General features: G+C 63.3%; 18 protein-coding genes and 3 pseudogenes. 14 read left to right on the top strand and 7 right to left on the bottom strand.

Annotated elements, in window-relative coordinates; all coding sequences use genetic code 11:
* Positions 1–9 precede the first annotated feature (9 nt).
* The 4 genes from OKW43_RS39065 to OKW43_RS39080 all read left to right on the top strand — a co-directional run bounded on the left by OKW43_RS39065 (position 10) and on the right by OKW43_RS39080 (position 2,727).
* Complete coding sequence (locus tag OKW43_RS39065) at positions 10–714, top strand: maleate cis-trans isomerase family protein (protein WP_429454009.1); 705 nt, start codon at positions 10–12, stop codon at positions 712–714.
* Positions 715–931: 217 nt separating this feature from the next.
* On the top strand, positions 932–1,783 hold the full coding sequence (locus OKW43_RS39070; protein ID WP_429454011.1) for a hypothetical protein: 852 nt from the start codon (positions 932–934) through the stop codon (positions 1,781–1,783).
* A 76-nt stretch (positions 1,784–1,859) separates the two neighbouring features.
* The gene (locus OKW43_RS39075; RefSeq protein ID WP_429454013.1) at positions 1,860–2,249 is read left to right on the top strand and encodes a hypothetical protein; all 390 of its coding nucleotides are present in this window, start codon (positions 1,860–1,862) and stop codon (positions 2,247–2,249) included.
* 283 nt (positions 2,250–2,532) lie between these two features.
* Positions 2,533–2,727 carry a hypothetical protein gene (locus OKW43_RS39080; RefSeq protein WP_187639394.1) on the top strand — a complete coding sequence of 65 codons (195 nt, stop codon included), beginning with the start codon at positions 2,533–2,535 and terminating at the stop codon, positions 2,725–2,727.
* A gap of 367 nt (positions 2,728–3,094) precedes the next feature.
* Here OKW43_RS39080 and OKW43_RS39085 read toward each other — a convergent pair.
* Positions 3,095–3,700: pseudogene (locus OKW43_RS39085) on the bottom strand (DUF2242 domain-containing protein); the annotation flags it as partial.
* A gap of 363 nt (positions 3,701–4,063) precedes the next feature.
* Here OKW43_RS39085 and OKW43_RS39090 point away from each other — a divergent pair.
* Positions 4,064–4,444 (top strand): response regulator transcription factor, encoded by a 381-nt coding sequence (locus tag OKW43_RS39090; RefSeq protein WP_429454015.1) that lies wholly within the window; start codon positions 4,064–4,066, stop codon positions 4,442–4,444.
* 29 nt (positions 4,445–4,473) lie between these two features.
* Here the strand turns inward: OKW43_RS39090 and OKW43_RS39095 are convergent, their stop codons facing one another.
* The 4 genes and pseudogenes from OKW43_RS39095 to OKW43_RS39110 all read right to left on the bottom strand — a co-directional run.
* Positions 4,474–4,842 (bottom strand): hypothetical protein, encoded by a 369-nt coding sequence (locus OKW43_RS39095; RefSeq protein WP_187639396.1) that lies wholly within the window; start codon positions 4,840–4,842, stop codon positions 4,474–4,476.
* Entirely contained in the window at positions 4,839–6,806 is a 1,968-nt protein-coding gene (locus OKW43_RS39100; protein WP_429454017.1) for an aconitate hydratase, read from the bottom strand. The genes OKW43_RS39095 and OKW43_RS39100 overlap by 4 nt, the downstream gene beginning before the upstream one ends.
* Before the next feature lie 15 nt (positions 6,807–6,821).
* The gene (locus tag OKW43_RS39105) at positions 6,822–7,076 is read right to left on the bottom strand and encodes an amino acid permease C-terminal domain-containing protein (RefSeq protein ID WP_429454019.1); all 255 of its coding nucleotides are present in this window, start codon (positions 7,074–7,076) and stop codon (positions 6,822–6,824) included.
* Positions 7,077–7,114: 38 nt separating this feature from the next.
* Positions 7,115–7,518: pseudogene (locus tag OKW43_RS39110) on the bottom strand (amino acid permease); the annotation flags it as partial.
* 844 nt (positions 7,519–8,362) lie between these two features.
* On the opposite strand from OKW43_RS39110, the gene OKW43_RS39115 reads away from it, so the two are divergent.
* From OKW43_RS39115 to OKW43_RS39130, 4 genes are read left to right on the top strand one after another with little or no spacing between them, the layout of a single operon-like run.
* Complete coding sequence (locus OKW43_RS39115; RefSeq protein WP_187639399.1) at positions 8,363–8,674, top strand: high-potential iron-sulfur protein; 312 nt, start codon at positions 8,363–8,365, stop codon at positions 8,672–8,674.
* A gap of 7 nt (positions 8,675–8,681) precedes the next feature.
* Positions 8,682–10,499 carry a PHA/PHB synthase family protein gene (locus tag OKW43_RS39120; protein WP_429454021.1) on the top strand — a complete coding sequence of 606 codons (1,818 nt, stop codon included), beginning with the start codon at positions 8,682–8,684 and terminating at the stop codon, positions 10,497–10,499.
* 32 nt (positions 10,500–10,531) lie between these two features.
* Positions 10,532–10,915, top strand: coding sequence for a hypothetical protein (locus OKW43_RS39125; protein ID WP_429454023.1), 384 nt, complete (start codon positions 10,532–10,534; stop codon positions 10,913–10,915).
* A complete protein-coding gene (locus tag OKW43_RS39130) occupies positions 10,824–11,105 on the top strand; it encodes a hypothetical protein (RefSeq protein ID WP_429454757.1) in 282 nt (93 codons plus the stop codon). The genes OKW43_RS39125 and OKW43_RS39130 overlap by 92 nt, the downstream gene beginning before the upstream one ends.
* A 453-nt stretch (positions 11,106–11,558) precedes the next feature.
* Here OKW43_RS39130 and OKW43_RS39135 read toward each other — a convergent pair.
* Positions 11,559–12,008, bottom strand: a pseudogene (locus tag OKW43_RS39135) (SET domain-containing protein).
* 44 nt (positions 12,009–12,052) lie between these two features.
* On the opposite strand from OKW43_RS39135, the gene OKW43_RS39140 reads away from it, so the two are divergent.
* Positions 12,053–12,859 (top strand): IS5 family transposase, encoded by an 807-nt coding sequence (locus OKW43_RS39140; protein WP_429454025.1) that lies wholly within the window; start codon positions 12,053–12,055, stop codon positions 12,857–12,859.
* Between the two features lie 519 nt (positions 12,860–13,378).
* Here the strand turns inward: OKW43_RS39140 and OKW43_RS39145 are convergent.
* Positions 13,379–13,678 carry a hypothetical protein gene (locus tag OKW43_RS39145; protein WP_429454027.1) on the bottom strand — a complete coding sequence of 100 codons (300 nt, stop codon included), beginning with the start codon at positions 13,676–13,678 and terminating at the stop codon, positions 13,379–13,381.
* A gap of 521 nt (positions 13,679–14,199) precedes the next feature.
* Between OKW43_RS39145 and atzF the strand changes: the two genes are divergently transcribed.
* The 4 genes from atzF to OKW43_RS39165 all read left to right on the top strand — a co-directional run bounded on the left by atzF (position 14,200) and on the right by OKW43_RS39165 (position 19,299).
* Positions 14,200–16,041 carry an allophanate hydrolase gene (gene atzF / locus OKW43_RS39150; protein ID WP_429454029.1) on the top strand — a complete coding sequence of 614 codons (1,842 nt, stop codon included), beginning with the start codon at positions 14,200–14,202 and terminating at the stop codon, positions 16,039–16,041.
* Between the two features lie 63 nt (positions 16,042–16,104).
* Positions 16,105–17,202 (top strand): BMP family ABC transporter substrate-binding protein, encoded by a 1,098-nt coding sequence (locus tag OKW43_RS39155; protein ID WP_429454031.1) that lies wholly within the window; start codon positions 16,105–16,107, stop codon positions 17,200–17,202.
* Between the two features lie 44 nt (positions 17,203–17,246).
* The gene (locus OKW43_RS39160) at positions 17,247–18,380 is read left to right on the top strand and encodes an ABC transporter permease (protein ID WP_429454033.1); all 1,134 of its coding nucleotides are present in this window, start codon (positions 17,247–17,249) and stop codon (positions 18,378–18,380) included.
* Positions 18,373–19,299 (top strand): ABC transporter permease, encoded by a 927-nt coding sequence (locus tag OKW43_RS39165; RefSeq protein ID WP_429454035.1) that lies wholly within the window; start codon positions 18,373–18,375, stop codon positions 19,297–19,299. The genes OKW43_RS39160 and OKW43_RS39165 overlap by 8 nt, the downstream gene beginning before the upstream one ends.
* The last annotated feature ends 24 nt before the right edge of the window (positions 19,300–19,323 follow it).

Here is a 19,323-nt window from a genome sequence, read left to right on the forward strand (position 1 = left end):
GGGGCAGGCATGAGCATTGGCTTCGGCGATCTCGCCCGGATTGGGCATCTCTATCCGTCGGGCGGACTGTGCGACTTCGAGATTCAGCTCATGGCGCCCGAGGGCGTGCAATTCGTGACGACGCGTCTGCCGTTTCGCGACACCTCCATGGAGTCGGATCGCATGCTGATCGACGACATCGAACAGCACGCGCAACTGCTCGCCGACGCGAAGGTTGACCTGATCGCGACGAATTGCACGGCGGCGGGTGTCGTGAACGGTCCCGACGCGATCAACGCACGGGTGAAGGAGGCGACCAACATTGCGGCGGTCACGACGATCGAGGCCGTGCTCGCCGCGTGCGGCGCGCTGGGCGCGAAAAAGCTCGGACTGGTGACCGCCTACAGCGAGCATGTAGTGGCCGCGGAACTGGCATTTTTCGAGCAACGCGGGCTGAGCGTCGTCGCCGAAGCGAGCCGCGCGTGCCGCACACCGTTCGAGCAGGGCACGTTGCAGCCGGAGGTCTGGTCCGATATTGCGATGCGTTTGCCGCGCGACTACGACGCGTTGCTGATCAGTTGCGCGGGCATTCGCGTGAGCAGTGTGATCGAATCGATCGAAGCGCAAGTCGGGCGCCCGGTGATCACCAGCAACGCCGCGCTGTTGTGGTACTGCTTGAGGAAGCTGAAGATCGCGGCGAAGTCGCCGGGATATGGCGTTCTGTTGAACGCCTGAAACTGGCCTTCCATCTGAACACGGGCAAAGCGAGCCGCGGGGATCGCGGCTCCAACAGCTTATATGCAGCACTTTGCTAGCTGAATAGCACTGTGCATGAAGTCTACTGTCTGGCCTGCCCGATCCACCGCTCGATAAAGGAAATAAGACTTCGTCTTTTTCATCGCTCCATTCCGCCGCTCGGCGCCTCGCCAACTTGACAATCCCCCGTGATGTCATGTTGCGTAACGACGTGCTGGAGCCGCTGCAGCGGCGCGATGCGGTGGCAGCGCGAACGGCACTGGAGCTGCTCGCCGGCGAATATCCGGACGATGGCGCGCTCCCAGCGATGAGCGTGCTGGTTCGTGAGCTGGAACGCGGATCCCCCACGCCCTTTTCTGATCACGAGACGCTGGCCAGCGCACGCCGGCATCTCGAGGACGAGGTCGTACCTGCCGCCCGGCGGGTGCTGCCCGCGCAGAATGTCCAGTCGTGGCTCACGCCGTGCTGGCGAGCGCTTGCTCAGCGGGCTGAATCGCTACCGTTTCGTACCGCCGACGCAGACAGTCACGCCGTGCCGCTGTGGCTTTTGGCGGGCGACAGGGCGGCTGCGATTGAAGCAGTCGAAGCCATTGAGTCCTGGTCGCGCATCCCGGCACCGCTTGCGTGGATGACCGAGGCACGCTACCGGGCGGCCGGCCTGGATGCGGCGTGGCCGCTGCTCGCGCAGCTGGCGTGGCTGGCGCCCGCGAGGTTCGTGGCGTTGTTGCCCGCCTTGGGTGATGCTTCGCTGGACGCGCTACGCCAGCGCTTCGATGCGGAGTTCCCCGGCACCGGCGAGGTCGACGACTATTCGTGGTTCCCGGCATGGCTGCTGCTGGTGAAGCCGGCGCTCGCCGGCAGGTTAGGTGAGGCGCGCGTGCAGCGTGACCAGGCGGCATCGCGCGCGACGGCCCTGCTCGGAGAGATCCTGCGCCGGGAGCATGACGGCGACCAGCACGAACTCATCGGGCTGCGCCAGGAGCTCAGCCGGCTGCATGCGGGCCTGTTCGACACCTACATGGCGACACGGAAAGTGCAGCACCGATGAGTGTGACGATCTGCGGCCACGATTACCGCTAATGCCGTAGTCGCATCGGCCAGTCGCGCGGAGGCACGGAGGCGACATGACATTGAAAGCGCAGTGGTACCGGGACAGGCTCGCGAAAAAAAGCCGCAAGGGCTTCTGCGGCTACCCGGTCGCAACGGTGGCCTGCTATGGGCCCGATGACACGCGGGCGACGAAGGTTGCCGTCGGCATCGTCGCGTACGAAGGCGCGGATGCTGATCCTGTTGAGCGGTGGTTCTGTGAAACGTCCGATGCGAGAGCCGATCCGGAAATCACCGAAGCAGTCGTCCGGTTCATTGAACAGCATGGTGCGCGTTCGGTCGTCGCCGTCGATCGCATCATCGGGTGCCCGCATGAGGAAGGCATCGACTATCCGGAAGGCGAAACCTGTCCGTGGTGTCCGTTCTGGAGCGACCGTGACCGGTGGAGCGGCAGGTTGATCAGGTGAGGCCAGTTGGGTGCTCTCGCGACTGTGCACGGGGCAGCCGGCGTTGAAGCTGGGTGACGCTATTTCACGCGCGGAAGACCTTCAATATGTCCAATATGCGGGACGACCCGGATTGCTCCGCTCCCGAGCCTGCTTCTATCATCAACTCCCCGCTGCCAATCGCAGCCAAACGCGCCATCGGTAATGCGTCGCCGACAGCGACCTTAGCCGGGCAGGCACGGCCCACAGGCCAGTAGCCGGCGCAATCCCCTACGGCACCTACTCGAACGACCAGGAGACAGGAATGCTCAGCGCCCATGAATTTGCGACATTGATGCTCGTCAGGGACTCGGCCGACCATATTGCCGAGCGGCAGGAACTTGACACGTTGCTCGAACGCCAGCTCGTCGCCATGGAGCAGCTTGCCGGCGGTACGGTGCGGCCTCGAATTACGCAGGACGGAGATTCCCTTCTTCGGGCCTTCGCACGCCGTCACTGAGATGTCGCACCCTATGAGCCCGCAAGCCAATATGATGCAGGCTTGAGCGTTGTTCCGGACACTTGCCGCGGCCCAACTTCGAGGGCCGCCCGATCTGCACTGGGACAGCGCGAGCATGACGCCGTTTATGCGCCGAAGTTTACGACCGGGCTGACGACCGCGGCGGCTCGCGTCTGCTGCCAGGCGGGTCCGTACACGGCAACATGGCACGTCAGGCTGTTCGCCTCTTCGTCGCTGCATGCTAGCCGGGAAAGTGGGCGGACCAAACGCGGCTCGAGCACACATCCGGGCGCGCCATACCGTCGACGCCTTACCTGGCGCTCGTCGCTTTCTCCGAACCATTACCTGTCTGGGCTGCCCCGAACGGCGGCACGGCGTCGTTCATTGACGGCAGCGTCTCCTTCGGCGCTGCCGCGGCGGCAATGGCGCCCGGCTGGGCAGAGTCGGCCTTCAGGTAGTGGTCGACGAGCGCAAAGAAACGCTGATAGAAAACGCCGGCAGGAATCGTCTCGCTCGCAACTTTCACCATCGAGTCATCGCTTGAGCCGATCGGTAGCGACAGCGATCCGAACACGCTCAGCCCGACGCTCGCCGACGTGTTGCTCTTCTTCAGCGCATAGCGATCCTGCACTGCGTTCACGTACGCGATACTGCTGTTGCTTTTGGGGTCGTCGGTTGTACAGACCACATGGATTTCAATCACCGCGTGCGCATCGCTGGTGGGCTGGAAATTTTTCGAGCCGTCGACCGAATCGGGCCTGGTCGAACTGGCGATATATCCCTGGCTGAGCAACGCACGGCGGGCGGCTTCGCAGGCGGGCTCTGTCTTCGCGGCGAACTTGTGCATATAGGGGCTATCGCCTGCGTCGAACTGTTCTTGCTGGTAAAGCGGCTTCGGTGTCGAGCACGCAGACAGTGCGCTCGCAAGCGCAAGCACGAAAGCCGCGGAGGAAAAGCGGAACGGGGTATGCATGGCTGAATAGGTTGGACCGGCTCGAGCGGAGAAGGGGGCCGGCGCCAGATGGCCACGACACCCAATGCTCTTGCGCTGCATGAGAGGGACACATCATGCGGCCGATCCGGAAGTGAATGGGCCGGGCCATTATAGTTTTCTTTCCCTACAACAACCTTCGACGTTCTCGTGAGCGCAGATCCGTTACGTGGTACGGCGGATGTGGCAAGCTGACATGAGAGGACGCCCTTCTCACGTTGGCCGAGGAAAGGTGAAATTTTTGACAAAGAGTAGGATTGCAAATCAAAAAATGCGGACGCCAGATTCTGCCATTGTCCATTGCGGTTTCAGCAGTTTGAAAGTCTCACTATCGGTAATGCTGTGGTGCCCACCATCCTTGTTGTCGATGACGATCCCAACATCCTGACCGCCCTCCGGTTCCTGCTGGAGCCGGAGGGTTATCATGTTTTGACCGCACAGAACGGCGAGGCGGCACTGGCCGCGGCCGGTATCGAATCACCGGCGCTGGTGGTGACGGACTGGAGAATGCCCCGGCTCGATGGTGTGGAACTGTGCAGGCGCCTGCGGCGCAGTCGCGCAACAGCGGGAATGCTATTGGTTATGGCCGCCGGCACGCTTCCGCCGCCCTCGGCAGGGCGGCCGTGGGACGTGTTCCTTCTCAAGCCGGTGCAGGCAGTCTGCCTGCTCAACGCCATCCGCGGGCTCCTGCTGCAGGTCTCGTCTGACACGAACGGGAGCCGATAGCCCCCCCGCTTTTGCATATGCGCGTACGATCAGGCGGTCGCGTTGTTGTCAGAATGGAAATAGGCGTCGAGCGTCCAGGGCAGCGCGATCTGCCGTCTCACCAACCGGACGAGCGCTCCGGACGAAATATCGCCGAACGTGAAGGTGATCTCCTCGAAGCCGTGACGGTTGTCAATACCGATCTGGACGCGCTCGACATCAGCGGCGTACTGCCCGAGCGCTTTCCATGCAGCTACGACCTGCAGCGTACCCCGGATTGCGCGCACGGTCAGCCGGTAGCGGGGACCGTCGACAGGACTGTTGCGTGAGGAGACGATGCGAATGGCGAGATCATCCGGCGGCACGAGGATCTGCGTACAGTCCGGCGACGCCGGCGGCGTCGAGCGTGAGCGGATCATGTTGCACTGGTTCCCGCGTGGCCCGCAAGACGCTCCTTCATCCAGTTGATGAGGCTCCCGCGCAGTACATACTGGGTCTGCCGGAGCGACATCGCGTGGTGAACTTCGAAGGTGCCGCCCCGCGTCGTGTTCTTGACGGTCAGTCCGTGACTCCTGGTCAGCGCATCGTGGACGTCGTCAAGCCGCAGCACGTCGCCGACCGCGATGCCGTCAAAGTCGGCGGGATCGTCGAAGGTCAGCGCGAGCACGCCAAAATTAACGAGATTCTGCGCGTGGATGCGTGCGAAACTTTTCGCCAGTACAACGCGCAGTCCAAGAAAGCGTGGCGCCAGCGCTGCGCGTTCGCGGCTTGAACCCTGCCCGTAATTGGATCCGCCAACAACAAGGTGATCACCGGTTTCCTTCGCACGCCGCGCATAGGCCGGGTCAATCCGCTCGAACGCAAAATTCGCAATTTCCGGGATGTTGCTGCGAAGCGGCAGCACCCGCGCGCCGGCCGGCATGATTTCATCTGTGGTGACGTTATCTCCCGCTTTCAGCATCACCGGCATTTCGATCATGTCGGGCAGCGATTCGAACGCCGGCAGTGAGGCGATATTCGGGCCTTTGAGCAGCGTCACCCGCAACGCTTTTTCAGCGGACAGCGGAGGGTCGAACATCTCGCGATGGACGATTGGATGATCCGGATCGGCAACGCGCGGATACGGCATGCCGAGCGTGCGCGGATCCGTGATCTCACCCGTGAGGGCCGACGCAGTGGCGGTTTCGGGGCTGACGAGACACACCCTGTCTTCGGGCGTGCCCGAGCGGCCGGGGAAATTGCGCGGCACGGTGCGCAGCGACAGCCCGTTGGTTGCGGGTGCCTGACCCATGCCGATGCAGCCGTTGCAGCCGGCATGATGCAGGCGCGCGCCGGCATGAAGCAGGTTCACGATATGGCCGTCGCTCACGAGCATTTCGAGCTGTGCCCGTGAGGTGGGATTCACGTCGAACGACACACGGTCATGCACGGCGCGTCCGCGTACCATGGTTGCCGCTATCGCGAAGTCGCGGTAACCGGGATTGGCGGATGAACCGATGTAAGCCTGATGGATCGGCTCGCCCGCGACCTCGCGCACGGGAACCACGTTGTCCGGGCTCGACGGCATGGCGATCAGCGGCTCGAGGCGCCCGAGATCGATTTCGTCACGAACATCATAGGTCGCACCAGGGTCAGCTATCAGTTCGGTCCAGTCGGCTTCCCGTCCCCACGCACGCAGGAAGCGCCGGACCTCCTGATCGGAGGGGAAAACGGTGGTGGTCGCACCGAGTTCGGCACCCATGTTTGCAATGACATGCCGGTCCATGGCGCTGAGTCCATCAAGCCCTGGACCGTAGTATTCGATGATCCTGCCGACGCCGCCATCGACCCCATGACGGCGGAGCATCTCGAGGATCACATCCTTCGCACTTACCCAGTCGGGCAACCGGCCCGTCAGTTTCACGCCCCAGATCTCGGGCATGCGCGTGAAGAACGGCTCACCTGCGATCGCCAGCGCGACCTCGAGTCCGCCCGCACCGATGGCCAGCATGCCGATTGCGCCAGCGGCGGGCGTGTGACTATCAGAGCCGAGCAGCGTCCTGCCCGGTTTGCCGAAGTTCTCCTGATGACACGGATGGCTGACCCCGTTGCCGGGCCGTGAGTACCACAGGCCGAAGCGTTGCGCGGCGCTCTTCAGAAAGAGGTGATCGTCGGCATTGCGGTAGTCCTCCTGGATCAGGTTATGGTCCACATACTGCACGCTGACTTCGGTCCTCACCCGGTCCAGTCCCATGGCATCGAGCTCCAGCATCACGAGCGTGCCGGTCGCATCCTGCGTCAGCGTCTGGTCAATCGAGATGCCGATCTCCCCCCAGGCGTCATGTCGCCCTCGATCAGGTGAGACCGGATCAGCTTGTGTGCGACATTCATGCGCATGGCCCAATCCTCCGAAGCCGGTTCACGGAGGACCGTACCGGCGACGGTTGACTCCGGTTCGCCAGAGAGCGGAGATGTCTGCGCTCATGTGCGGGGCAGCAGCCGTGACCGCTGGATCGATCCTGGCGCGTATCGTGCTGTGCCGGATCCCGTAACTGAAATGGATAACGGTGCCGATAGCCATCCAGTTGACGAGACGTAGCCAGGTGTCGGCCGGCAATCCGAGCATCAGGCCGATCGCCGCCAGTGCCCTGTTCGCCTTAACAATCGCTTGCACTGGCGTGCTGGTCCTGCGGCGACCGGATCGTAGGCGAGCGGGCCGCGTGCGAACCGGTCGGGAATGGTTACGCCGAAACTGCGCAGCAGACTGACGACATAGCCAGACCAGCCAATCGCGACGGTAGTGGCGCCAATACAGTATTCGAGGATCAGATCACAGCCGATAATCCACGCGACGAGTTCGCCCAGTGTCGCGTAAATATAAGTGTAGGGCGAGCACGAAGGAAATCACCACCGCCGGTCCCGCATTCGCCGCGGCCGCGTGTCCGGTCAGCACGAAAATCCCGGCGCCAATGATGCAGCCGATGCCAGGCAGGCTGAGGTCCAGCGCGGAGAGCGCGCGCCGGAGCGCGTGTTCGCCCCCGTTACTGCAGTTCCTCCTCAGTCTGGGCCGCCTGGGCCTCTAGCACGTCGATGGGTTTTGTTTGCAACAGCGTCATGGTGCGCTCCGGGCCCGCAAGTCTCGATGGCGAAGCGGTATTGTCGGGCCGGTGCCAGCTGCGCATGCGATTTCCGGCGCATCCTTCGTACCTCGTCCCCCATCGCGGGACCGCAAGCAACGAACCACCGTGCGCCGCTATTTCTGGTCGCGCCAGGTCTCGCCGCGCTGCTTGCTGAAGCCGGCACAACGGTCGTGGGCCCGATCGGCTGGGCCGAGGAGGCGCTGGCCTTTGTTGAGGACGAGGCTGATACGCTGGATGGATGGCGCGGTACTCGACGTCAACCTTCATGGCGAAAAGTCGTATTCCATCGCCGACGCGCTGACGCGGAGCCATGTTCGCTTCGTCTTCGTTACCGGTTAGGGCGCCGAGGGGCGCCGAGGCGCTCGATGCTGCGTATCGCGACTACCCGCGATGCGAAAAGCCATTCGATGCGCACCTCCTCGTGCGGTCGCTGGCTGCCGCGTGAGTGACCAATGAGGCCCCATGCATGCGCCCACCATGCATGCGCCCAAATTCCGGGGTAAATCATGGCGCCCCGACTTTATTTTGCAGTCAACGCGGGTGGCGGGTATCGCAGGGATCGCCGGATGTTCGAAGGCCAGAATGAAGTCCGGATCCTGACAGGCCAGCCATTTCACGCGCAGCGGGCCCGCAACAACAAACGTCCAAACGGGTCGATGAAATCGCAGGTACGATGCTTGCTAAGCGAGTGATGCGTCGGCTTCATCGGTTGGTGAGGCCAGATCCTGCAGGGACCGATCGGTTCCTCCCGCCCTGATCGGCCAGAAGACTGACGTCATGCCTGAAACCGTCGGTTCCGCTGTGGGAAAGGAGTCCTGCCATGTCACTCACCCGTCGTCGTTTCATGATACTTACCGCTTCTGTTGCATCAGCGACGGTCCTTCCCGGCGCGTCGCAAGCGGACGCTACAGTGCTCCCTGAAAATGACCCGACGGCGGTGTCGCTTGGATACAAGATGGACGCCGCGAAGGTAGACAAGGCAAAGTTTCCCAGGTACCAGACCGGGCAGACGTGCGCCAATTGCCAGCTCTATCAGGGCAAGCCCGGCGCCGGGACCGGTCCGTGTCCGATCTACGGTGGGAAGCTGGTCTATGCGAAGGGATGGTGTAATGCTTACGTGAAAAAGGCTTGACGAAACGATGACTGAAACCGTCACCCGACCCAAACACGCCGGATCGTCAGCATCTGCGGGCCCTGCGCCCTTGGGCGAGCGTCCTGTTGACGGCAGATGCACCGGGACGCCGCCCGATGTCGCTGCCGGGCTGCTTGATCGACAGACGCGTGCGCTATTCGGCCGGGCGGTCGGTTGGGTACCGGCACCCGCGCTGCAACTGGCGTGGCTGGACTGGTCGCTGCACCTGGCCCGTTCGCCGGGCAAACAGTACGCGCTTTGGCAGCAATGCGTGCAACAGTTCTTTCGGCTGATGCCACGTCTGCAGCCAGATTCTGCTCGCCCCACGGCGGACCCCAGCCTGGTGGGCGATCCGCGTTTCGCCGATCCGGACTGGGGACGCTGGCCATTCAGTCTGCTGCGCGATGCGTTCTTCCAGACGGAGTCGTTCTGGCAGAATGCCACCACGGGTCTGGACGGTGTCACGCCGCACCATCAGCACATGGTCAGTTTTGCAGCGCGGCAGTGGACGGATATGCTTTCGCCCAGCAATTGCTGGTGGCTCAACCCGGAAGTGCTGCGCGCGATGACGGAGACGGGCGGGCGCAATTTCGTCGAGGGCGGGCGCCATTGGCTGGACGACCAGCAGGAGGTGCTGGCCGGTTACAGCCCGCGCACCTCGCCCCAGCGGTGCGTCGCCCACTACGTGGGGCAGCGTGTCGCAATCACGCCCGGCAGGGTAGTGTACCGCAACGAACTGGTCGAGCTGATCCAGTACGCACCGCAAACCACTGCGGTATGGCCTGAACCGGTACTCATCGTGCCTTCCTGGATCCTCAAGTACTACATTCTCGACCTGTCGCCGCACAACTCGCTCGTACGCTATCTGGTGGAGCAGGGCCACACCGTCTTTATGGTGTCGTGGAAAAACCCGCGCGAGGACGCGCGCGACTTCGGGCTGGACGATTATCTGGAGCGCGGTGTCTTCGATGCGATAGCACGCGTGTGCCAGTTGAGCGGCGCCTCCTCGATCCATACGGCCGGCTATTGCCTGGGCGGGACGTTGCTTGCCATCGGTGTGGCAGCGCTTGCGCGAGACAGCAGGACGCCCCTCAGGACGGTGACGCTCTTCGCGGCGCAGACTGATTTCAGCGAGCCCGGTGAACTGGGTCTGTTCGTCGGGTGGAGCGAACTTGCAGATCTCGACGCGCTCATGTGGGACCAGGGCTATCTCGACGGCCGGCAGCTGGCACGTGCCTTCCAGTTGCTCCATTCGCGCGACCTGATCTGGTCACGGATGATGCACGAGTATCTTCTCGGCGAGCATACCAAGCCCACGGACCTGATGACCTGGAACGCGGACACGACGCGCCTGCCATACCGGCTGCACAGTGAAACGCTGCGCGAGCTTTACCTGCGCAATGCGCTCGCCGAGGGTCGGTACCACGCACTCGGCCGTGCGGTGGCGCTCGCCGATCTCAGGTTGCCGCTGTTTGTGGTGGGCACCGAACGGGATCACGTGTCGCCGTGGCGCTCGGTCTACAAGCTGCATCTGTTAAGCCGCGCGGAGATTAGTTTCCTGCTGACCTCGGGCGGCCACAATGCCGGGATTGTCTCCGAGCCTGGGCACGCCGGACGCAGCTACCGCCTCAGTACACGGGGCAAGGACGCCCCCTATCTGGACCCGGACGAGTGGCATGCACAGACTCCGGCACAGGAGGGCTCGTGGTGGCCGCGCTGGCAAAACTGGCTCGTCGCGCATTCCGGCGACAGGATCGCCCCTCGCGCGATGACCACGGAATCGGGGCTCTGCGCCGCGCCAGGCACATATGTGCTCGAGCCTTAAGTGCAGCAGCAGCGCGGATCCACGACGATGGCATGGGCTGCCTGCCGCTGCCCGTAACGGCATGCGCGAACAACAGAGGCCCTTCCGCCAGGCATCAGGAGGCGAAGAATGTCGATCAGCAATGCAATATGTCCGGGATGCCGTCCGCCGACGGCGCGCTTTTGACCGACCTGTATGAACTCACCATGCTGCAGGCGTATTTCGAGCGTGGGATGAACGAGCTTGCGGTGTTCGAACTGTTCATCCGGACCCTGCCGCCGCAGCGCAATTTCCTTGTCGCAGCGGGGGCTGGAACAGGCCATCGGGTACCTGACGACGCTGCGTCTGCGCGACGACGATTGCGACTGGTTGCAACGAAGCGGAAAATTCACGCCGGAATTCATCGCGTCGCTTTCGGACCTGCATTTTACCGGTGACGCGGCGGCCCTGCCAGAAGGGACGGTCTGCTTCCCGAACGAACCATTGCTTCAGCTTGTCGCGCCGCTTCGCGAGGCGCAGTTAGTGGAAAGCCGGCTACTGAATCTTGCGCGCAGCCGACGTTTGAGTGCCAGTCTGAGGGCACGAACGAACGGCCGTAGATGGCCACGTGCCGCCTCATGCAATTGACATATGTTGCTTGAACCTCGCGAGGCTGCGATCGGCAGCACGCGTTTAGGTTTGTTCCGCGTTTAGGTTTGTTCGATGCCTGCCCGTACACGTGGTCGTTCGCTCACGAGCTCCATGGTCGAGGGCAGGCATCGAACAAACCTAAACGGGAGTGTGAGTTCGCTGATGCAGGAAGCTGCCGTCTAGCTGCTCGATGCCGCCGCCGTCAGCAATCCGCCACATTGCTGACGCACAGCCCAGACCGCCCCAACGTCGGCAATGGCCGACGACTCGTCGCAAGGCTGCCAAGGCGAGCGACCGCTGGGCCCCGGAAGCTATCGTTGATTTTGGCGCATGCTTGAAGGCTGGTTCAGCGTCGACATCAGTCTGCGCTGACGGTCTGATCGCGCGTCGCGCATTGAGTTAAAAGCATGGCGAGCATTCTCGGGTGCCCTGAGACGTTCGTCGGTTAGTTTACGACGAAGTCGCTGTCTCGCCGAGCATCGATTGACGGCATGCAGAGCCGCCGCAATGACAGGCGTACATTTTCCGAACCTCCTCGGTGACATCGCCATCGACGACGAGGCCGTAGTCAATGAAAAGTTCGTCACCGGGCTTGATGGCAGTGACCGCATGAATAAAAACCCGATCGCCGGCCTCGACTGCCTCACAGTTGGGTGTGCATGCATGGTTCAGGAAGCGGGCGCTGTTGCCGCTGCGGCTGCCATCAATTACACGGCCGTCGGACAGACCAAAAACAAAGGTATGCCCGTTTTCGGATTACTGGCTGGCGGCGGCGCGGCGCGAACTGGTCACTTCGCCCTTGTACTCGATGAGCCGATCGCCTGCAGCGATGGGCTGCAGCGCGAACAGTCCTTTGCCGTGGACCGAGGAACGTCGTGCTGTGATGCGTCGCAGCCGCATAGAGGGTGTTAGGCACTTTTTGTCGGACCTGGTATCCGGGCAGGATGAAAAAACGCAGGCCATACCCAACGGATGTGTCGGACGAAGAATGGTACTTCGCCGCTCGGTACCTGACCTTGATGAACAAGGACGCACCGCAACGCCGTTACGAACTGCGCGAGATGTTCAACGCGCTGCGCTGGATCGTACGCGCCGGTGCACCATGGCGTTTGTTGCCAAATGACTTTCCGCCCTGGGAACTGGTCTACCAGCAGACGCAACGCTGGATTCAGGCCGGCTGTTTCGAGGCTATGGTCAATGACCTGCGTTCGATCATCCGGATCGCGCAGAAGCGTCGTGGCCAACCCAGCGCGGTCATTCTCGACGGACGGACGCTGCAGTCGACCTGCGAAAGTGGACCTCGCGCCGGTTATGACGGTTACAAGCGCAAACGCGGCAGCAAGGTCCACATGGCGGTTGATACTTTGGGGCAACTGCTTGCTGTGCATGTTACGCCGGCCAACGAACAGGAACGCGCGCAGGTCGGAGAACTGGCCCGTCAGGTTCAGCAGGCCACCGGCCAGACGGTCAAGGTGGCGTTCGCGGACCAGGGATACACCGGCGAAGAGCCTGCGCAGGCAGCACTCGACGAAGGAATAGAGCTTCAGGTAATCAAGCTGTCGGAGGCGAAAAAGGGCTTCGTGCTGTTGCCGCGCCGTTGGGTGGTCGAGCGCAGCTTCGGCTGGCTCAACCGCTTCCGCCGACTGGCCAGAGACTATGAGCGATTGCCTGAAACCTTGGCCGGTTTGCACTTCGTCGTATTCTCCGTGCTTATGCTTGTTCACTTTGCAGCCCTTAACAAAAGTGCCTAACACCCTCTAGTGGCATTTTCCTTCCATAAGGCATGATGGTATTTCCGATTCGTTCGGGATGGGAGCATATCGCTGCAGCCGCCCCCATTCAATGCGTGCCGTCGTGCAGCACACAACTAACAGTCAATTGCCCGCGCCTGTATCCCAGACTTCGCCACAACCGCATCTCCAGGACGACCGGTGGTTCAGTTCTGTGCATGAGGCAGGGCGAACCCGGTCTGGATCGCGATGATGTCTCGTTCCAAGCCTCGCGAGCGGCGAGATAGACCCATGTAAAAGGCAGCACACCATTGGCATTGACAAAGTCAATTGGCGGGCCAAAGCGGTGAGCCTTGGAGGGTGATGCTGTTTCGACATATCGCGGGTCATCTACCGCGCGAACAAACACTCGGTCCGGCTCGTAGGAGTATTTTTACCTCGCCGATCGCTCTAAAGATTTGCTCCGCAGTTGGGACTAATCCTTTCAGTTCTTGAGGTAACCTGTATTTCACATCTTCATTTTTGACATCGGGTAGTCGCTCAATCCGAGCCAGCCGCCTCCATCCTCGCTAGAGCACTGACCTTGGTCAACCGCGTCTTCGCCGGCAACGTGGGCAGTCGTTTTTGCTCCGGCGGAATTTGCGTGCGGTCTTCAAACGGTATCCCGGCCAGCACTTCAGCGGGGCACAGTTCGTTTAGCGCGTCCTGTTCGGTCATGAAGAAGGTGTTGACTTGTAACCTTGAATTGCCGTGAAGGATCTTAAGGACCGCAGGTAAATGCGATGGGACATCGCCTATGAACTGCCACGCAGGATAAGCGCGACCGTTCTTCTTCCCCATCGGCACATTTCGCGCTGTCCGCGGCGGCAGTGCTTGCACCGGCGGATGTTGTTCACCCCTTGAACTGCGCGGGACTATGGCGCTGCCACAGCAGCATCAGATCGGTCGCTTGCCGGAGCGGGCATCAACCCGGCGGTTTTTGACGACATTATGGTCCGGCGACGCAACGAGCATTTGCGAGATTTGGCGCATCGATCGCCGCGCAGCGCCGGGCGATGCAAGCCGTACACCTGGCCGGATGGCGGCGGCGCGTGTCTGAGCGCGGCCATGTGTGGTTGTCGATCACGCTAGTTGAAGCAAGCGGCTGCGCCGTGCACAGCCTCCGTGAATCAGTGCACCGAAGCACACCGCGAAACGGTCCACGATGAAACGCGTCTGGTTCTGCGCCGCCCGACCTGTGCCGTCAGGAAATAGTCGTTGATAGTCGCAAAGCCTTTCCGGATAAGCATTTCCGGTCTGTGCCGGCAAATCTGGCATAAAGCCTGCGTTCCATCGCTCGACTTGTATTCAAGATTGAACTCATGGAACGCATTGCTCCCTTCAAGGTTCGCGCGCTGCTAGACGCTTATCGTCAAGGCGAAACATCGCCATGCGACACGGTCGTCACAGTGCTGCAACGTCTTGCCACCACGCATCGTCCGGAAGCGTGGATCCTTCGCGTGTCCGAAGCCTCGCTCGTCGCGCGCGCCACCGAACTCGAACGTCTGCTCGCCGACGAAGGCCCGGCGCTCTTCGCCCGCATGCCACTCTTCGGCGTGCCGTTCGCGGTGAAGGACAACGTCGACTTCGCCGGCCTGCCGACCACCGCCGCATGCGATGCCTTCGCCTACACGCCGGACGAAACGGCGTTCGCGGTAGCGCGTCTGCTGGACGCGGGCGCGATTCTCGTCGGCAAGACCAATCTCGATCAGTTCGCGACGGGTCTCGTCGGCACGCGTTCGCCGTACGGCGCGGTGCGTCAGATCACGCGCGATGAATACGTGTCGGGCGGATCGAGCTCCGGTTCGGCGATTGCGGTCGCGACGGGCATCGTCGCGTTCTCGCTCGGCACCGATACCGCGGGTTCCGGACGCGTGCCTGCGGGCTTCAACGGGCTGGTGGGGCTCAAGCCGTCGCTCGGGCTCGTCAGCAAGCGCGGCGTCGTGCCGGCGTGCCGCACGCTCGATACGCTGTCGGTGTTCGCGCACGACGTCGCCGATGCCTGGCAAGTGCTCGACCGGCTCGCGTTCTACGACCCGCACGACGGTTACTCCAGGCCGCTGCTCTCGCGCGGTTTGCAACACGCGCCATTGCGCATCGCGATTCCCGACACGCTCACGTTCTTCGACGACCACCACGCATCGGCCGCCTTCGCCGCGACCATGGATGGCATCGCCAGGCATCTCGCGTTGACGCCGTCGACATTCACCTTCGCGCCGTTGCAGCAGGTCGCCGCGCTTCTTTACGACGGCCCGTGGGTGGCCGAGCGCCGCGCCGCGCTCGGCACGTTTTTTATGACACATCACCACGATATCGACACAACCGTCGCGAAGGTGATCGGCCAGGCGGAGCGTTTCGATGCGGCCGCCGCGTTCGACGGGCAGTACGCGCTTGCGAGGCTGGCGCGCCAAGCTGCAGCGCTTTTCGAGCATGCGGACGTGCTGATCGTGCCGACCACGCCGACGCACCCGACCATCGCCGACGTGCAGGCCAATCCCGTGGAGGTGAACAGCCGTCTGGGCGTCTATACGAACTTCGTCAATCTGCTGGATCTGTGTGCGCTCGCCGTGCCCGGCGTGCCGCGCGCCGACGGTCTGCCTGCGGGCGTGACGCTGATCGGACCATCGGGCGCGGACCAGCAGCTCGCGGTGCTCGGCGCGCGCATTCAGGCGCTGTTCAGCGAAGCCGTCGAGCAACGCGATGCCGACGCGATCGCGAGCCAGCCGCTGCCGATCCAGGAACCGGTCGTCATGCTCGCCGTGGTCGGTGCGCATCTGCGGGGCGAGCCGTTGAACTGGCAACTGCTGCAAGCCGGCGCGCGCTTCGTCGAAGCCACGATGACCGCGCCTCGCTACCGGCTCTATGCACTCGCCGGCACGTTGCCGCCGAAACCCGGCCTCGTGCGCCGGACGGGCGACGTGGCAGGAGGCGAAGCCATCGCTATCGAACTGTGGGAAGTGCCGCTGCGCACCTTCGGCGCGTTCGTCGCCGCCGTGCCCGCGCCGCTCGCCATCGGCACGCTCGAGACCATCGACGGACGCAGCGTGAAGGGCTTCGTCTGTGAGCCCTCGGCGATCGCGCACGACGCGGGCGCCCTCGACATTACCGCTTACGGCGGCTGGCGCGCGTATCTCGCGCACCGCGCGCCGCAGCCGAACGCCTGATGCCCGTCATCGGAAATCCAGCATTCAGAACGCAGTGAACGGCCAACTCAAGGAAACTACACCATGACTCAACGTCGCGACTTCATCAAGCAGGCGGGCGCGCTTGCGCTCGGCAGCCTGCTGCCGCTCGAAAGCGTGTTCGCTGCCGAAAAGCTCACCGTCGGCGTGATCTACGTCGGCTCGAAGGGCGACTATGGCTACAACCAGGCGCAGGCCCAGGCCGCCGCGGTCATCAAAAAGATGCCGAACGTGAAGGTGGTCGAAGAAGAAAATGTGCCGGAAACGGTGGCCGCGCAGAAGTCGATGGAAGCCATGATCGAGCAGGACGGCGCGACGCTCGTTTTCGCCACCTCGTTCGGCTACTTCGATCCGCACGTGCTGAAGATGGCGGCCAGGTATCCGAAGGTGCGTTTCGCACATTGCGGCGGCCTCTGGAAGCAGGGCAACCCGTCGAACATCGCGAGCTACTTCGGCTACATCGACGAATGCCAGTACCTGAACGGCGTCGTCGCGGGCCACATGAGCAAGAGCAAAAAGCTCGGTTTCGTCGCGGCCAAGCCGATTCCGCAGGTGCTGCGCAACATCAACGCGTTCACGCTCGGCGCGCAGTCGGTCGATCCGTCCATCACGACACATGTCATTTTCACGGGCGACTGGTCGATGCCGGTCAAGGAAGCCGAAGCGACCAACAGTCTCGTCGATCAGGGTTGCGACGTGCTGACCTGCCACGTCGACGGTCCGAAGGTCGTGATCGAAACGGCGGAGAAGCGCGGCGCGATGAGCTGTGGTTACCACGCGAGCCAGGCGGCGCTCGCGCCGAAGGGCTATCTGACGGGCGCCGAGTGGGACTGGGCGACGCCGTACAAAACGCTTGTCACTGACGCGCAGACCGGCACGCCGCAGCCGAACATTCTGCGCGGCGGCCTCAAGGAGGGTTTCGTGAAGATGTCGCCCTATGGCGCCATGGTGACGGCCGCGGCGAAGACCAAAGCCGACGCCGTCAAGGCGCAGATGATGGCCGGCCAGTTCGTCATCTTCAAGGGCCCGCTGAAGGACAACAAGGGCGGCACCGCGATCGCGTCCGGCACGGCCTACGCTCAGACCGACATCACGCTCGAAAGCATGAATTATCTCGTCACGGGTGTGGTGGGCCAGATCTGATCCAGCGTGCTGACAGCGCAATTCGCGCAACTGAAGGAGAGACCATGCGTGCTCATGCTTCCACGGTGACGTCGCCCGGCATTGCCCGCGCGCTGCTCGGCGTGCTGCCCGCACTGCCGACGCTCGCGGCGGTCGCCGGCACGCTGCTGCTGTTCGCGATCTTTCTGCTCGTGCAGGGCCAGCCCGCGGGCGACGCGATCGTGCTGATCGCGCAAGGCGCATTCGGCTCGGCGTTCGCGTGGCAGAGCACGCTGCTGCGCGCCGCGCCGTTGATGCTCACCGCGCTGTGCGTGGCGCTGCCTGCGCAGGTCGGCCTGATCGTGATCGGCGGCGAAGGCGCGCTCGCGCTCGGCGGACTCGCTGCGGCCGTCACGCCGCAACTGCTGCCGCACGGCACGCCGTGGTTCGTCGCGACGCCCGCGATGGCGCTGGCGGGCATGATCGTCGGCGGTGCGTGGATCGGCACGGTCGGCGCGTTGCGGCAGTGGCGCGGCGTGAACGAGACCATCAGTTCGCTGCTGATGTCGTATATCGCGATTGCGTTGTTCAAGCATCTGGTCGAAGGGCCGTTGCGCGATCCGGCGAGCCTGAACAAGCCGTCGACGCTGCCGCTGCCCGATGCGTTCACGGTCGGCTCGCTGCCGGGACTCGATGTGCATTGGGGACTCTTCTGGGGCGCGCTCGCGTGCGTCGGCGCGTGGATCTTCGTGCGTCACAGCACCAAGGGTTTCGCGATGCGCGTGACGGGTGGCAACGCGCGCGCCGCGCGCCTCGTCGGCCTGCCAGTCAACTCGCTGGCGTTGACCGCATGCGTGCTCGGCGGCGCCGCCGCAGGATTCGCCGGCGTGTTCGAAGTCTCGGCGGTGCAGGGCAGCGCGAACGCGTCGCTGCTCGCGGGTTACGGCTACGCGGGCATCCTCGTCGCATTCGCTGCACGGCAGAATCCGCTAGCGATCATCGCGTGCGCGCTGATGATCGGCGGCATCGAGGCGAGCGGCAGTCTGCTGCAACGCCGCCTCGATCTGCCCGACGCAACGACGCTCGTCTTGCAAGGGCTGCTGTTCGCAAACCTGCTCGCGTGGGAAGCGCTCGGCGGCCGGCTCGCCGCGTGGCGCGTGAAGTTGCAGGCGGTCGCGCAATCCGGACTGCCGCATCCGCTGGAGCAAACTCATGCCTGATCTGCACTCGCCCGTTGCCGTGTTGTTGCTCTCGCTCTTTGCGGGCGCGATTCGCGTCAGCACGCCGTATCTTTTCGTGAGCCTCGGTGAATGCCTGACCGAGAAGGGCGGTCGCGTGAATCTCGGGCTCGAAGGCATTCTTGTGTCGGGCGCGATGAGCGGTTACGCAGGCTCGTACCTGACCGGTTCGCCGTGGCTGGGCGTGCTGATTGCCGGATGCGCGGGCCTGCTGCTCGGCTGCCTGCACGGACTCGCCTGCTCGCTGCCGCGCGTGTCCGACATCGCGTTCGGTATCGCGTTGATGCTGTTCGGCACCGGCCTCGCGTTCTATCTCGGCAAGCCGTTCATCGAGCCGCAGGCGGCGATGCTGCGCTCGTTCGACTTCGGCGCGTGGAGCGCATCGCCGCAATTGCATAACGCGCTGCACGTGAATCCACTCTTTCTGATCGGCGTCATACTTGCGTTCGTTCTGCAATGGGGTTTGCGCTCCACACGCTGGGGCATGACGCTGCGGCTCGTCGGCGAAAACGCGGAGAGCGCGCGGGCGATGGGCTATCCGATCACGCGCGTACGCATCGCGGCGACGGCGGTCGGCGGAGTTTTCGCGGGCGTCGGCGGCGCGTATCTGTCGCTCGTTTATCCGGGCAGCTGGAACGAAGGCCTGTCGAGCGGTCAGGGGTTGATGGCCGTCGCGCTCGTGATCTTCGCGCGCTGGCAGCCGCTGCGCTGTCTGTGGGCGGCGCTGCTGTTCGGCGCGGCCGGCGCACTGGGCCCCGCGCTGCAGGCGATCGGCGTGACGAGCGGCTACTACCTGTTCAACGCCGCGCCGTACGTGCTCACGCTCGCAATCATGATCGTCAACTGCCGGCCGGATCGCACGCTCGCAGGTGCGCCCGGCGAACTGAGTCTCACGCGCTGAAACCGCCGAAGCGATCAACCTACT

The sequence above is a fragment of the Paraburkholderia sp. WC7.3g genome (assembly GCF_050436345.1).
Taxonomy (GTDB): Bacteria; Pseudomonadota; Gammaproteobacteria; order Burkholderiales; family Burkholderiaceae; genus Paraburkholderia; species Paraburkholderia podalyriae.